Origin of the sequence: Sphingobacterium sp. UBA7253 (assembly GCF_002472745.1) — a bacterium.
In the GTDB taxonomy this organism is placed as follows: domain Bacteria; phylum Bacteroidota; class Bacteroidia; order Sphingobacteriales; family Sphingobacteriaceae; genus Sphingobacterium; species Sphingobacterium siyangense.
This window is the reverse complement of the sequence record NZ_DKSP01000028.1, coordinates 25,329-40,082: the sequence shown is the minus strand read 5'-3', so window position 1 is coordinate 40,082 and position 14,754 is coordinate 25,329. Positions and strand designations below refer to the sequence as shown.

Annotated in this window: 15 protein-coding genes and 1 riboswitch; of the genes, 10 read left to right on the top strand and 5 right to left on the bottom strand. The window is 38.1% G+C overall.

Translation table 11 applies throughout. From position 1 onward, the window contains the following. Positions 1 to 6 precede the first annotated feature (6 nt). Positions 7 to 336, bottom strand: coding sequence for a hypothetical protein (locus tag B2X72_RS02060; protein WP_145327178.1), 330 nt, complete (start codon positions 334 to 336; stop codon positions 7 to 9). 379 nt (positions 337 to 715) lie between these two features. Between B2X72_RS02060 and B2X72_RS02055 the strand changes: the two genes are divergently transcribed. The 3 genes from B2X72_RS02055 (at position 716) to metE (ending at position 6,021) form a co-directional block, all read left to right on the top strand. Beyond that, complete coding sequence (locus tag B2X72_RS02055) at positions 716 to 2,548, top strand: sensor histidine kinase (protein ID WP_075990853.1); 1,833 nt, start codon at positions 716 to 718, stop codon at positions 2,546 to 2,548. A 102-nt stretch (positions 2,549 to 2,650) separates the two neighbouring features. Continuing rightward, entirely contained in the window at positions 2,651 to 3,340 is a 690-nt protein-coding gene (locus tag B2X72_RS02050) for a response regulator transcription factor (RefSeq protein ID WP_172840643.1), read from the top strand. A gap of 186 nt (positions 3,341 to 3,526) precedes the next feature. Then, positions 3,527 to 3,630: riboswitch (SAM riboswitch) on the top strand. A gap of 78 nt (positions 3,631 to 3,708) precedes the next feature. Further along, positions 3,709 to 6,021 carry a 5-methyltetrahydropteroyltriglutamate--homocysteine S-methyltransferase gene (gene metE, locus B2X72_RS02045; RefSeq protein WP_120333103.1) on the top strand — a complete coding sequence of 771 codons (2,313 nt, stop codon included), beginning with the start codon at positions 3,709 to 3,711 and terminating at the stop codon, positions 6,019 to 6,021. A gap of 100 nt (positions 6,022 to 6,121) precedes the next feature. Here metE and B2X72_RS02040 read toward each other — a convergent pair whose 3' ends face one another. Then, complete coding sequence (locus B2X72_RS02040) at positions 6,122 to 6,652, bottom strand: hypothetical protein (protein ID WP_145327179.1); 531 nt, start codon at positions 6,650 to 6,652, stop codon at positions 6,122 to 6,124. Between the two features lie 422 nt (positions 6,653 to 7,074). Here B2X72_RS02040 and B2X72_RS02035 point away from each other — a divergent pair, with 422 nt between their 5' ends. Beyond that, positions 7,075 to 7,665 (top strand): helix-turn-helix domain-containing protein, encoded by a 591-nt coding sequence (locus tag B2X72_RS02035; protein ID WP_088160067.1) that lies wholly within the window; start codon positions 7,075 to 7,077, stop codon positions 7,663 to 7,665. Positions 7,666 to 7,696: 31 nt separating this feature from the next. Here B2X72_RS02035 and B2X72_RS02030 read toward each other — a convergent pair whose 3' ends face one another. Beyond that, entirely contained in the window at positions 7,697 to 8,062 is a 366-nt protein-coding gene (locus B2X72_RS02030; RefSeq protein WP_145327180.1) for a hypothetical protein, read from the bottom strand. A gap of 174 nt (positions 8,063 to 8,236) precedes the next feature. On the opposite strand from B2X72_RS02030, the gene B2X72_RS02025 reads away from it, so the two are divergent. Continuing rightward, complete coding sequence (locus B2X72_RS02025) at positions 8,237 to 8,632, top strand: single-stranded DNA-binding protein (protein WP_075990849.1); 396 nt, start codon at positions 8,237 to 8,239, stop codon at positions 8,630 to 8,632. A 53-nt stretch (positions 8,633 to 8,685) separates the two neighbouring features. Here the strand turns inward: B2X72_RS02025 and B2X72_RS02020 are convergent, their stop codons facing one another. Both B2X72_RS02020 and B2X72_RS02015 read right to left on the bottom strand, forming a co-directional pair. Continuing rightward, positions 8,686 to 9,093, bottom strand: a complete 408-nt coding sequence (locus B2X72_RS02020; RefSeq protein ID WP_145327181.1) for a hypothetical protein — start codon at positions 9,091 to 9,093, stop codon at positions 8,686 to 8,688. 657 nt (positions 9,094 to 9,750) lie between these two features. Next, the gene (locus B2X72_RS02015; RefSeq protein WP_088160064.1) at positions 9,751 to 10,410 is read right to left on the bottom strand and encodes a helix-turn-helix domain-containing protein; all 660 of its coding nucleotides are present in this window, start codon (positions 10,408 to 10,410) and stop codon (positions 9,751 to 9,753) included. 91 nt (positions 10,411 to 10,501) lie between these two features. On the opposite strand from B2X72_RS02015, the gene B2X72_RS02010 reads away from it, so the two are divergent. The 5 genes from B2X72_RS02010 to B2X72_RS01990 all read left to right on the top strand — a co-directional run bounded on the left by B2X72_RS02010 (position 10,502) and on the right by B2X72_RS01990 (position 14,751). Continuing rightward, positions 10,502 to 10,891: a YbjN domain-containing protein gene (locus B2X72_RS02010; protein ID WP_088163431.1), complete on the top strand. Its 390-nt coding sequence runs from the start codon at positions 10,502 to 10,504 to the stop codon at positions 10,889 to 10,891. A 4-nt stretch (positions 10,892 to 10,895) separates the two neighbouring features. Further along, complete coding sequence (locus tag B2X72_RS02005) at positions 10,896 to 11,603, top strand: PspA/IM30 family protein (protein ID WP_145327182.1); 708 nt, start codon at positions 10,896 to 10,898, stop codon at positions 11,601 to 11,603. Next, the gene (locus B2X72_RS02000; RefSeq protein WP_145327183.1) at positions 11,590 to 11,784 is read left to right on the top strand and encodes a DUF4177 domain-containing protein; all 195 of its coding nucleotides are present in this window, start codon (positions 11,590 to 11,592) and stop codon (positions 11,782 to 11,784) included. Before B2X72_RS02005 ends, B2X72_RS02000 begins: the two co-directional genes overlap by 14 nt. A gap of 11 nt (positions 11,785 to 11,795) precedes the next feature. Further along, positions 11,796 to 12,518, top strand: coding sequence for an OB-fold-containig protein (locus B2X72_RS01995; RefSeq protein WP_145327184.1), 723 nt, complete (start codon positions 11,796 to 11,798; stop codon positions 12,516 to 12,518). A 115-nt stretch (positions 12,519 to 12,633) separates the two neighbouring features. After that, on the top strand, positions 12,634 to 14,751 hold the full coding sequence (locus tag B2X72_RS01990) for a flotillin family protein (RefSeq protein WP_075990843.1): 2,118 nt from the start codon (positions 12,634 to 12,636) through the stop codon (positions 14,749 to 14,751). Positions 14,752 to 14,754 lie beyond the last annotated feature (3 nt).

Below are 14,754 nucleotides of genomic sequence, written 5' to 3'. Positions count from 1 at the left end.
AGAACGCTATTTTTTTTGCTTGTTTGGATACAAGGAGTCGATTTTTAATTTAAAGTCCTTCACCTTTAGCGAATCATTCAAGCGTCTAAACGGAAGATTGTTTTCTTTCTCATCACCTTTAGGCATTTTTTCCGTTCCTGGCATAGGAGCTAAACCATCCACACGCTTCAGGTTCTTAATAGGCATATTGTACTTCTCATTAGAAGAATCCAATTTTAGGACGGGCATCTTTGCTTCCTTTTCCTCCATCAAAGGAATCTGCGGCTTTACCTTCACCTGCCCCAAAGCAATTGTTCCTATGGAAGATAATACCAATAATAATACATAACTTTTCATCTCTATATAGTTGTTAAGAGTATCTGCACTCAATTGCACCAATGAACACGTTATACTCGGCTTATTCACTTCTATAGCAGCCAGAATTAACCGCGTAGACTAAATTTATCAATAGACCAATTCAGCACATAATTTATTTCTATTCACTAATTTACAAACAACAGCACCTATATTTAAACAGATTGCTGTTAAACATTGTTAAAACAGCTTCAAAACACATTAGCATCTTTATATTTGTAACAATTTAAGAAAATATGGGCTACCGGACCTTAAATGGCCACTCACATGGTATAAGGGATGGATACGCAAAAGGTAAATAAACTGAGTACTATAAACTTTGTGATATATTCAAAATACATTTATTTAACACCCAACCCTAATGAAGAAAAATAGCATTGTATTAATCATTGGACTGATGTCTCTAGCTCTAATTGGGGTATTGGCTATGCAATTCTATTTTCTGAGAGATTCATATCGTCAAAAATCCCAATTATTTGATGAGTCCGTCAATGCTGCGATTACAGCTGTTGCTGGAAAGCTTGAACGACGGGAGGTGGTCGACTTTGCTAAAGTTCAACAGGAACGTAACATTGAAAAATCCAAGCAGGAACAGGCCAAACAACGTCTGTTGGCCGAGCAACTCGAAATACAGTATAGAATTGAAGAATTAAAAAACAAACAACATGTTGTTTTCTCAAACTTCAAAGAGCAAGAAGACCAATTACGTGCTTTGTATCCAAATGTAATTGAAATCAAAAATTCCTTTTACGAAACATACATCAAAAGACCGGAGTACCAGAAATTTATCAAATTTTCTGTTTCAAATGAGCTTACCGACGATAATCTGGTACAAGCTTTTATCATGTTAAATGCGTCCAAAGTAGATGATCAGGTGAATGGGAAAGATGACAGCACGCGGTTTGTTATCCCACTAATGGACCCATTGGTCAATCAACAGACAAAATTCAGGGTAGCCACCTTACCACCAAGAGAGAATGCAAAACTTGCAAAAACCATCTCTGATTTGGAAAAAAGGCTCGATGTGCTAAACAGAAAGAATTCTTGGTCCGGTTTCAACGTTTACGACTCCGTTGCTATGCTCGGTGGTAAAAAGGCAGATTACATCGAAGATGTTGCTATTGGAATGGAGCTAGCAAAGCGTCCTTTAAAGGATCGGTTGAATGTCATCATTGTCCAGGAACTGATCAAAGATGAGTTGGCTCAACGCGATATTAAAGCTCCTTTTAATATTGAAATATGGAGTACAAACAATATATTACTAAATAATATTTTAAACGAAGCCGCTCTAAATAACCCGACAAATACAACAAAATACTCGACCGCACTTTTTAAAGGTGATATCGGTGCTGCGCCAGGGAAATTAACAATCTATTTTCCCAATAAAAAGGCGATAATCGCAGATAATATGGGCTATCTGTTACTACCTATGCTGGCACTACTTTTCTTGTTGGTGGGTTGTTTTGCTTATACACTGATTATCATCTTCAGACAAAAGAAAGTTTCGGAAATGAAAACAGATTTCATCAACAACATGACGCATGAGTTTAAAACACCTGTTGCAACAATTATGATTGCCAGCGAGTCACTTAAAGATCCAGACATCAATGCCGACCATAAGCGCGTTCAGAAATTGGCTAATATCATCTACGACGAAAATGTTAGACTCGGAAATCACATCGAACGTGTGCTTGACCTAGCCCGATTGGAAAAGGAAACATTAAAGTTAGACCAGGTGGATGTGCATATTAATGATCTTGTCTCAGCAGTTACCGACAGTATGCAGTTAAGGATGCAAAATATCGGCGGAAAATTTTCCATAGATCTAGCGGCGGCGAAAGATGTTGTTGTTGGTGACGAGCTGCATTTTTCAAATGTATTTTATAATCTACTGGATAATGCAATTAAGTACAACAAAGGAGATCTGCATGTGAATATTCAATCCAAAAATGTTGGTGATACCATTGTTATCACCATTGCCGACAACGGTATTGGGATGAGTCGGGATCACCTGCAAAAGATTTTCGACCAGTTCTACCGTATTCCAACTGGAAATGTTCATAATGTCAAAGGATTTGGTCTTGGCTTAAGTTATGTCCAGGACATCCTGAGAAGGCTGAACGGAAAAATTACAGTTAAAAGTGAAAAAGATAAGGGCACGACCTTTGAAGTAATTTTGCCTATTAAAAAATAAAACGTTCCTTTTTTGTATATTTCCTCTTTAAAAAATTTCAAAGGTTGAGGAAAACTGATTTATCAGTATCAAGGGACATTGGTGAAAATTAATATAATCATTATGCAAAAGATATTATTAGCAGAAGATGATCCTAATTTGGGGGATCTTTTAAAAGACTATCTCGAATTAAAGGGAAAATTTGACGTCACATTATGCACGGATGGAGATGAAGCGATTTCTCAATTCAAAAAAAATAACTACGACCTCTGTATTTTCGATGTCATGATGCCAAAAAAGGACGGATTTACAGTTGGACGTGAAATCAGAAAAACAAACAATACTGTTCCTATTATCTTTGCCACAGCAAAGGGGATGATGGAAGATAAAACCGAAGCCTTTGAATTAGGGGGAGATGATTATATCACAAAGCCTTTTCGAGTGGAGGAATTATTGCTCCGCATCAATGCTTTGCTGAAGCGCAGTGTTCGAGACAAAGAAGAGGAAGTGGTTGCTGATAAATTTGAAATTGGTGATTATTTCTTTGATTATACAAGTCAGCAAATTTCTTACAAAGGACAGATGCAAAAACTATCCACTAAAGAAGCGGAACTACTGCGCTTGCTTTGTTTAAAGAAAAATGATGTGCTGACCCGGGAAGAAGCTTTATTAAAAATTTGGCATGATGACAACTACTTTACGGGTAGAAGTATGGATGTATTTCTCAGTAAACTTCGTAAATATCTAAAAGAAGATAGTAAAGTTGAAATTGTCAATGTGCACGGAAAAGGTTACAAACTTTTGGTGAGCTAAAAGAATGGGGAATGAGAAACAGTCATTCCCCATTTTTTATGCTACACAGCGTATTGAAACATGACATACACTAAATCACGGATGAAAAGAAAAGAACAAAACAATTTTATCCTTAGTAGAATATAAAAAATTGACGCACTTTTATAAAAAATTTGCATTTCAAAAAGAAATGTTCTAACTTAGCGTCGCTTATAGAGAAAGGCAGAGGGAATAGACCCGATGAAGCCTTAGCAACCTGTCCCTTGACAAGGTGCTAAATTCTACCCTACTTGATATGGGAATGATAAGCCGAAGTCACCGAATTCTAGTGTGTCCTTCTCTCTCTAGCAAGAAATATAGTTGAAAAAGAAATATTAAAAACATTCATTATGTTATTGACTAACAATTTAGGTTACCCTCGTGTGGGCGCGTTCCGCGAATTGAAAAAAGCCAATGAGGCCTATTGGGCTAAAAAATCTTCTGTTGAGGAATTATTGGACACAGCAAAAAAAATTCGTGAAGGCAATTGGAAAACACAAAAAGATGCTGGAATAGATTTGATCCCTTCCAATGATTTCTCTTTTTACGATCAAGTATTGGATTTAACCCTTACTGTTGGTGCAATTCCTGCTCGTTACCATTCTTTATTGAATAAAGTAGACAACAATTACAGCTTAGATCTATATTTTGCCATGGCGCGTGGTTTCCAACAAGAAGGAATCGACGTGACTGCAATGGAAATGACCAAGTGGTTGGATACCAACTACCACTATATGGTGCCAGAATTCACAAAAGATCAAGAATTCAAATTGACGTCCGAAAAATTCTTAAATGAATATAACGAAGCAAAATCATTGGGCATCGATACTAAACCAGTTCTATTAGGTCCTATCACTTACCTTTTGATCGGTAAAGAAAAAGAAGCTGGCTTCGACCGCATCGATTTATTGGATAAACTTGTTCCAGTATATGAGCAAATATTAGCTAAACTAGCTGAGGCCGGTGCGCAATATGTTCAGATTGACGAGCCTTTCTTAGCATTGGATTTAGATGCTAAAGTAAAAGCTTTATATCAACCTACTTTCGAAAAATTAGCTGCAGCAGCAAAAAATATCAAATTAATCGCGACGACTTACTTCGAAGCTTTAAAAGACAACGAAGATATCGCAGTTAACCTACCTATCCATGCTTTACATTTGGATTTGGTACGCGGTGAAAACCAATTGGATACGGTACTAGCTAAAGTTCCTGCTTCATTAACATTATCTTTGGGTATTGTTGAAGGCCGTAACATCTGGAAAAATGATTACGAAAAATCATTGGTTAAAATCAAACAAGCTGTTGATGCATTAGGAAAAGACCGTGTATGGGTAGCTCCTTCTTCATCATTGTTGCACGTTCCTTTCGACTTAGACAATGAACACAATGAGCAATCGCTACCAGCTGAAGTAAAAAACTGGTTAGCATTTGCTAAACAAAAATTAGCTGAGGTAAAAGACTTAGCCGTATTAGCAGAAGGTGAAGTTGATGCTGAAACAGCAAAACGCTTCGAAGCGAACAAAGCTGCCGCTGAAAGCCGTCGTACTTCTCCACTGATCCACAAACCAGAGGTTAAAACACGTACAAGCAATATCACTGATGACGATGCGAAACGTACTTCAGCATTTGCTGACCGTAAAGCAGCGCAACAAGCGAAGTTCAACTTGCCGGCATTCCCTACCACAACTATTGGTTCATTCCCGCAAACGAAAGATGTTCGTAAATGGAGAGCAGACCTGAAAAAAGGTGCTATCACGCAGGCAGAGTACGATAAAGCAATCGCAGAAGAAACTGAAAACACAATCCGTCTTCAAGAGCAATTGGATATCGACGTATTAGTACATGGCGAATTCGAACGTAACGACATGGTTGAATACTTCGGTGAACAATTGGCTGGTTACGCTTTCACACAAAACGGCTGGGTACAATCTTACGGTTCACGTTGTGTAAAACCTCCGATTATCTATGGTGATGTATACCGTCCTGAAGATATGACTGTCCGTTGGTCTTCATACGCTCAATCATTGACTAACCGTCCGGTTAAAGGTATGTTGACTGGTCCAGTTACCATCTTACAATGGTCTTTTGTACGTAATGATCAACCGCGTTCAACAACGACTTACCAAATTGCATTGGCGATCTTGGATGAAGTACAAGCGCTGGAAAAAGCAGGTATCAAAATCATACAAATCGATGAACCAGCAATCCGCGAAGGATTGCCGCTACGTAAAGCTGATCAAAAAGATTACTTGAACTGGGCAGTACGTGCTTTCCGTGTTTCTTCATCAAATGTAGAAGACGATACACAGATTCACACACACATGTGTTACTCTGAGTTCAATAATGTAATCGAAGACATCGCTGCAATGGATGCTGACGTCATCACGATTGAGACTTCACGTTCTCAAATGAAATTGTTGAATGCTTTCGCCGGTGATTTCAAATATCCAAACGATATTGGTCCAGGTGTTTATGACATTCACTCACCACGTGTTCCAAGCAAAGATGAGATGGTAGATCTATTGCGTAAAGCAAAAGCAGTAGTTCCAGCAGAACAACTTTGGGTTAACCCTGACTGTGGTTTAAAAACTCGTGCTTGGCCAGAAACCAAAGCGGCTTTAGAGTCGATGGTTGAGGCTGCGAAAATCTTAAGAGCAGAATAATTCTTAAACTATATTGATAAAGCCCTAGATGAAATTTCATCTAGGGCTTCTTTATTGGACCTTGGTTCGAAACAAAAACCGTCATCCGGATAATGTAAGACTATTTTCGGGTGTTCTTCTTTTCTTTCTTGTTTTCCTTTTCTTTCCCGTTCTTAATTTCCTGTTTCCCCTTAATCCGATCTTCAATCGACTTCAGGCTTGACGAAAAATCAAGATCAACATTCTCAAGTTGTGCCATCTTTAACGCCTTCAATGCCTTTTTATATTTTCTCAATTTTTCAAATAAAAGTGCTTTCTTGATCCATATCCCTGCCAAGGGCATCGCCGGAAGTGTCAAAGCAAATTTAATCGTCTTTTTTGCAGCTTCATACTCCCCCATATCGATCAGTGTCTGAATGAAATAAGGATATACCTCCAGTGCCTGCACATTATGCACCAAAGCTTCCTGGAAATACCTTTTTGCCTGCTCATAGTCCAATAGCTGTTCGGCATGAACTCTTCCCATCAAACACAGCGCCATTGTATTGGACTCATCATAAGACAGCGCATAGGATAAGGATTCCATGGTCTCCTCCAAATACATTGGATAGTTATCCAGTGCCTGAAGGACATATTTATTTACTGAATTCATAAAATTTTCTAAAACATAACATTCATATCCAGCTTTCACAATCATCTTGAAAGTAACTGGATTTCTAAAACTCCATAATAAGCTAAGCATATTGGAACAGTGGGCCACCATTTAGAGAGCCAATTTTTAGCCAATATCAACGTGGGTTACTTAACGTATTAAAAAAGAAGATTAGGAAAGGGCCGTATTCCGAAGAATATTCCCGAGAATCTTCTCTGTGGACGAAGCGGGATTTTCTAATATTGCAAACATATTCTTCCGTTTTTATTAATTACTCTGTTAAATTGCAAAGATTCAAAATATTTACCACATTCCCAAAAACTTTTGATTATTAATCTGTTATATCTCACAGCACGATATTGGCATATTATTGTCGCATCAATTTTGCTGAAATTCAATGACTATTTCCCCATCTTTGGACTATGGAAAGTCAATCAGCTAATCAATTAATCAAACTATCAAGAAAACGTAAGGGACTAACGCAGCAGGAACTCGCCGATCAGGCGGGTGTATCGCTAAGAACAGTGCAACGCATCGAAAAAGGCACTGAAGAAATCAGTGGATTTAGTCTCAAACAGATCAGTCAAATCTTAGAAATACCTTTAGAACAACTCATTATGCCAAATGTAAATCAAATCAGTATCGACAACAATCAAACAGGAAGTATTAAAGCGCTATATTTAGCATCGCTCACCTTTCTGGTCAATCCATTATTAGGATTATTGGTCCCAGCGATTATGGGCTATACGAAGCAAAATAAAGACGCCTTTTACAGTAAGCACCTAAAAAAAATAATTGTAATACATGCTGTTGGACTATTTTTTCTCGGAAGTTTCATAGGCTATATTATTATTGCAGATTTTTTTAAGATTTCACTACCGTCTTTTTTAAGCGATATATTCAATAGCGCCTATTTTTTACTCATCCCAGTATGCTACTACATATTGATTCTAACCTTCACTATTTTTAATTATATCACAATAAGGAAGGCCAAGCTCAGTGCTGCAAACTAAACCAATACAAATGAATTTGTTGCGTTCAAAATCATAGCGGTTTCTTTTGAACGATCAATACCCAATCATTCTCCAGCAACAGATAGCCTGTTTCATAAATAAAGTTATAGGTCTGTCCCTTGTTATTGGAAAAAGTATGTGTATGGAACTTAAAATCAAATCCCAATCGCTTTAACTTTTCCCGTTGTATCTTGATCATACCCTCCCCACTCAACGCTTCCAATAAAATACGACGGTTTTTTCGTAGGATATTATTCACATTGCGCACCATATTGGTCTGGTCGCTATTTAATTTATTGTTATAGGCGTTCCGGCAAGCATCATCACAAAATCGCTTGTCAGAACGACCATATATACCCTTGCCACATTCAAGGCAGACTTTCTCGACAGAACTCATAACAGAAGATTAAACGACAACAAACGGTTACAATCGACTATAGTCGAATACAAATGGTAAATAGACGACTATAGTCTTTTCTCCGCCCCACCTTTGCTTAAGATCATCTGGCATCAATAGCCAATGACCGTCAACTAAAATAAGAATTATTAAAAACATTTAAAAATTAGACGCATGAGCACATTACGCAACAAAGTACAATTGGTTGGTCATTTAGGAAACGACCCATTAATCAAAACAACTTCCACCGGCACCAATTATTCCGTATTACGTCTCGCCACCAATGATCTCTTCAAGAACAAAGCCGGCGAGTGGGTTGAAGAAGTTCAATGGCATACACTCGTGGTTTGGGGTAATCAAAACAATACCATTGAAAAGAAATGCCAACGTGGGACCAAACTCATGGTTGAGGGCAAACTCACCTATCGTAATTATGAGAATGCAGATGGGGTAAAACAATATGTCACAGAAATTAAAGTAGATAATTTCTTGGTTTTATCAGAGTCAAACGGTGCCAAAGAAGACAGCCCAACACTTCCGGACGAAAATGAAGATGACCTCCCCTTCTAGTAGGGTCGGCGAGGTAGATTTTTCAAGCCTCTACCTCGTCGATTGTTCACAACTTATTTTGTTAGGCTTGCTGTCAACGCTCTTCCTAGGTTCTCAGCATAAGCCTTCCATAATTTGGCATCTTCCGGTGTAAACTTAGAAACAGCTTCAGTTTCTTTGGTCGCCCATTCCTGTCGTTTGGACGCAAGCTCCTTAAGCTTAACAACATCGCCACTTTTAGCAACAGTGATAAATTCCTTAATATATTTTGTGTAATCCTCCGCTAATTTTTGTGTCTCAACAGAACTAAATTTAGGTATTGGCACTTCGCCGCCTCTATTTTCCAACAGCGTTTTAGCCGTATCTTTTTTAATGTCAATAGCGGCAGTCGTATCTTTTACTTCGACTTTTTTAGTCGTGGAATTATTACAGGAAATAACAAAAAATCCAGCAATTAATGCTAATAAGGTTACTTTCTTCATCTATTTAAATTTAGTTTTTTATCCATGGTAATTTAGCCGTTTATGCATGTTGTACTGAAACTAAATAAATCACACTACTTTTAGCGGATCGACAAGTTCATCATTATCTATCTTACTTATAACATTACCGATTTATAACATTACCGTCCTTGAGATTTATTCTTACCAATAAAAACTAACTCTCTGTTGATGATACATTATCGTACTATCCAGGTACTGACTCCTTATCTTGGATCGGATCCTGCACAAATTTCCATTTTTATTGTGAGATAACAGTTTAGAATAAGCTATCATGAACCAAAGACGTGAATCAACAGCGCAAAAGTTTTACTTTATTGTCGAACTAATTTAATTACAATGCCCGACTTCACAAAATTTTTTGTGGGCATTCACATCTTCAGACCTGATTTAGTAGTCTTCTTTTCTTGCAGGAAAGTCAGCATCAGATCAACTTCAAAGCCGCTTTTAGCAGGTGTATTACAAGGGGTTAACAGGGGGGGGTAACAGGGGTATAGCAGGGGTGAATCCCTGTAAACCCCTTGTTACCCCCCTGTAAGTACAGTATAGTAACACCATTAACCTAGAATATGGTAACAATATGTAAATACGCTCGATACCGGCAATACCAAATAAATAGCAGGGAAAAGTTCCACGCAATTAGATTCGCTCAAACTTGGCATACAATTTCCAGAAATATGCTTTCTCTCCCAAAGTGAAATCAACCTTCTTCCAGACATTTAAGGCTAAACTAATCTCTTTTTCCTGCAAACTGTATTTTCCAATAAAGAACTCTTCCTCGGAAAAATACAAACCAAAGGCCTTATCCAAAGTATGTAAGCTCTGAACATCAACTTCTTCAAAAAACAAAATGGATTGAGGGCTAGCCAAAAAATCGCTCGGTACCGGAATAGCGTCAGCATATTCGATTGCGATGAGACGGTTCCTACTTTGCAAAGGAAATTCAATTATTGGAAGCTCATCTAATTTCGAAAAATGAGTACTCGCTTCAAAAATAGCATCCCGTTCCAGCAGCGGGATTTGTAACAATCTTTTACGTCCAATAATTGAAACATTTGGCTCAAAATAATCATTGAAATTAAGAATTTCATTGACAGATAGATTTTTTTCAATAAGATGCTGCACAGGAATGCCAAAATAATTTGCAATCTTAAGAACAATCTCAATTTTTGGTTCCGCACGCATTTCTTCGTAAGACGAAATATTACCTCTAGTAAGATTAAAAACATCCCCAAATGCCTGTTGGCTCATTCCTTTCACTTTTCTTAATTTCTTAATATTGTTCCCTACGTTACTCATTTTAAAAAAAATTGAATTTTTATTGCAAAATATTTTTGCATTTTTATTACCTTTATGCAAAGAATATGTGCAATATATAAAAAACTTGATTATGTACTTCTCAAAAATTGAAAATTATATCGCCAACATCGGTTACAACATTACCCATAAGGATACAAAAGAAGGAATCTTTGTCATCGAAAATGAAGACGACGGAATTCGTAACCTCATTGTAGGCATTGCCCAACCCATCCTGATTTTTGAGCAATACCTTTTTACAATCAGCAATGACAGCATGGATATGTTCAAATCACTATTGATAAAAAATAGAGATATTATCCACGGCGGATTTGCGTTAACGGAAGATGGTACCAAAGTTATATTTCGGTATACGTTACAAATACATAATCTCGACCAGAACGAATTTGATGCAGCCATCAACTCGCTGAGTCTGTTGATGAGTGAATATTATAATCAGTTAATAAGTTTTTCAAAATTATAGAATAATGAATATTTTTAAGAGAATTTTCAGAATCGGTCAAGCAGAGATCCACGCAGTCGTGGACAAAATGGAAGACCCCATCAAAATGACGGAACAGGGTATCCGTGAGATGAAAGAGGACCTGGAACAATCGTTGGAAGCCTATGCTAAAGTGAAGGCCTTAGCCATACGTACCCAAAACAATTGTGAAAAGAAAAAAGAAGAAGCCAATGAATTTGAGAACAAAGCTATTCTATTACTCCAAAAGGCACAAAAGGGAGAGCTAACGGCAGAAAAGGCCGAAGGTCTGGCAAAGGAAGCGCTGTTGCTGAAAAAACAGTTATTAATCGAAGCTAGTGAATTGGAGAAACAAGCTGTGATTCATCAAAGTTCAGCCGATGAGCTGCACAAAAATGTAGACATTCTCAAATTCAATATATCGAAATGGGAAGGTGAGCTCTCTACATTAAAGGCACGTGTGAAGGTCTCTAACGCAGCTAAAATGGTCAATCGGCAGCTCGCTAATATCGATTCAAATAGTACGATTTCCATGTTAGAACGTATGAAAGAGAAAGTCGAGGAAGACGAGGCACTAGCGAAGGCCTATGGTGATATTGCGCTAGGCAACAAAAGTAAAGTTGATGAGATTAACGAGACCATCGGCGGGTCTGAAGCCGTCAACAACGAATTAGAAGAACTAAAAAGAAAATTAAATAGTGATGAAAAGATTTGAGTATAAAACGCTAAAAATTGAGCCTAAGGGTTTCTGGGGAACAAAGTTGGACTCCGAAAAAATTGATGAAATCTTAAATGATCTTGGAAATCAAGGCTGGGAATTGGTAACCATGCAAGACCTTGAGGTCAATGGCAATTCCTGGTCGTTCCATTACACATTCAAAAGGGAGAAAATTTAAACAATAACACGATGACAGAACTAATCAATATCTTATTCAATCCATTATCCAATGGAATTATGACAGTCTTAACTGGCATGTCTGTAGTGTATTGGTTATTTATGTTTCTGATGGGTGATGGAGTACATCTCTTTGATGCCGATGCAGATATAGACCTCCATCCTACACCTGATGTCACGGACGTTGATGGATCACATGATATCGCAACTGAGGGGGGCGACCATGTTCATCATCATACGGATACGGACGCTAATACAGAACCTGGTTTCTTTGCAAAAGCAATGGATTACATCAATGTTGGCAAAGTACCCATCATGCTTATTGTAACACTATTCAAATTTATAGGCTGGATAATTACCATTGTTTCTTCGCTCTTTATCGATGTTGCTTCATGGGGAATAAAGTCTGTATTTATCCTAATCCCCGTTTTCATTGTTACATTTATATTAATGCATTTTCTGACCAAACCCTTAGCTAAAATGTTTAAAACTATAGGTTACAATGGCGAAGAAAGTCACGATTTTCTTGGTCGCATGGGTAAAATGAGAGCCAGTATTGAAGGCAAGAAAATAGGTTCTGCCGAATTTATCATCCAACAGGACCCTATTCGCCTCAATGTTGTCAGCCACAATGGGGAGAAAATAGGCTACGGAGACGATGTCATTATTGTTGACGAATCCAAGGACAAGAAATATTATTATGTGACCAAAGAAATCACGATAGACAATATTTAATGAAAAAAGAAGAAAGGACTCGACACCTAAACAACTGTTCTAAAAGAACGGGTTTTTATTCCTTTACATCCTAATCGTAAACCCAACTATTAAAATCTAAATAAATACAAATCATATGCTATATCAACCTCTTTTATTTTTAAGTGGCTTAAACGGAATTATACTTTTAATTGTCGGATTGGCTGTCTTTTTAATTTTTGCATTCTTTGTTGTATTGAGTGCATTCTATAAGAAAATTCCACAAGGGAAAGCAATTGTCCGGACTGGTGTTGGTGGTACAAAAGTAGCATTCAACAAAGGAATGTATGTTGTACCTGTATTTCACAAAATGGAGATCATGGACATCTCAATCAAAAAAATTGAGATTGCCCGTATGCAAGGTGAAGGTTTGATCTGCAAGGACAACATTCGTGCAGATATCAAAGTTGCTTTCTTCGTTCGCGTCAATAAAAGTGTGGATGATGTGATCAATGTTGCTCAAAATTTAGGTTGTGATCGTGCAAGTGAGCCGGAAACTTTAAAAAGCATTTTTGAATCTAAATTCTCCGAGGCTCTAAAAACAGTCGGTAAGAAATTTGATTTCATCGAATTGTATGAAGCCCGTCGGGAATTTCGTGACGAAATTTTGGATATCATCGGAACTGACCTGAACGGTTATATTCTAGATGACTGTGCAATCGACTATCTTGAGCAGACAGATATTGAGCATCTCAATCCAAACAATATCTTAGACAGTGAAGGCATTAAAAAAATAACGGAGCTAACAGCCAAGCAAAATATCAATGCCAATTTTATCCGTCGTGACGAAGAGAAGTTGATCAGAAAGCAAAACGTCGAAGCTCGTGAAGCGATTTTGGAACTTGATCGTCAACTTGCTGAAAAAGAAGAAAAACAAAAACGGGAAATTGATAACATCAGAGCACGCGAAGAAGCAGAAATAGCAAAGGTCCGTGAAGAAGAACGTCTCAAGTACGAAAGTGTCCGGATTTCTACCGAAGAGCAACTAGCTGTTCAAGAAGAAAATAAGCTGCGTCAGATCATCATTGCTGAGAAAAACAAGCAGCGCACGGATGCTGTAGAAGCAGAGCGCGTAGAGAAAGACCGTGCTTTGGAACAAACTGAACGTGAACGCATTGTTACCTTGGCCCAAATCGACAAAGAACGCTCCATAGAGACGGAGAAGAAAAGTATCCAAGGTGTTATCAAGGAACGCGTACAATTGGAGAAAGGGGTTATTGAAGAGCAACAAGGCGTCCGAGACATCGAAGTATTCCGTGAAGTAGAACGAAAGAAACAAGCTGGTGTTATTGCGGCATCGCAAGAAGCAGAAGAAAAATTAATATCCACTGTTAAGGCGGCCGAAGCTGCAAAAATCGCAGCAGAGCAGGAAGCGGAGAAAAAAGTAATCGATGCAGAGGCCGCTCGTAAAATTGCCGAAAAACGTGCTCAGGAATTATTGATCGATGCTGAAGCGAAAAAAGAAGCATCGCTGAAGGAAGCCGAAAGTCGTAAGATTATTGCTGAAGCACAAGCTAAAGAAGAAGCCGCGCTTGGCTTATCCGAAGCTGAAGTAATGGTTGCAAAAGCCGAAGCCGAAGAAAAACAAGGTACCGTTGAAGCAAATGTGATCGAGAAGAAAGCGGAAGCAATGCGTAAAGAGGGCTTAGCACAAGCGGAAGTTGTTCGTGAGAAAGCACTTGCTGAAGCAAAAGGTATCGAAGAGAAAGCTGAGGCGATGAAGAAATTGGATGGTGTGGGCAGAGATCACGAAGAGTTCAAATTGCAATTGCAAAAAGAACGTGATATTGAACTCGCACACATCAATATCCAAAAAGACATTGCTCAAGCACAAGCTGGCGTATTGTCGGAAGCACTTAAAACTGCAAAAATAGATATCGTTGGTGGCGAAACCATGTTCTTTGAGAATATCGTCCGTCAAGTTTCCAATTCCAAAGGTTTTGATCACTTGATTGACAACTCTAAACATGCCACAGCTATTAAGAACTCACTGATAGGTCCAGATGGACAAGGAGACCTTGCAGAGAAGGTGCGTGGATTAGCCGATAAATATGGAATTTCCACAAACGATATAAAGAACCTCACAGTTTCAGCAGCATTGATTAAACTTCAACAAGCGGCGACTGACGCTGAAAATGGCGAAGACAAAAGCTTTATCAATTCTTTGTTCGGATTGGCGAAAAACTTGGGCATATCCAATAAAAAGCTGTCGTAATTA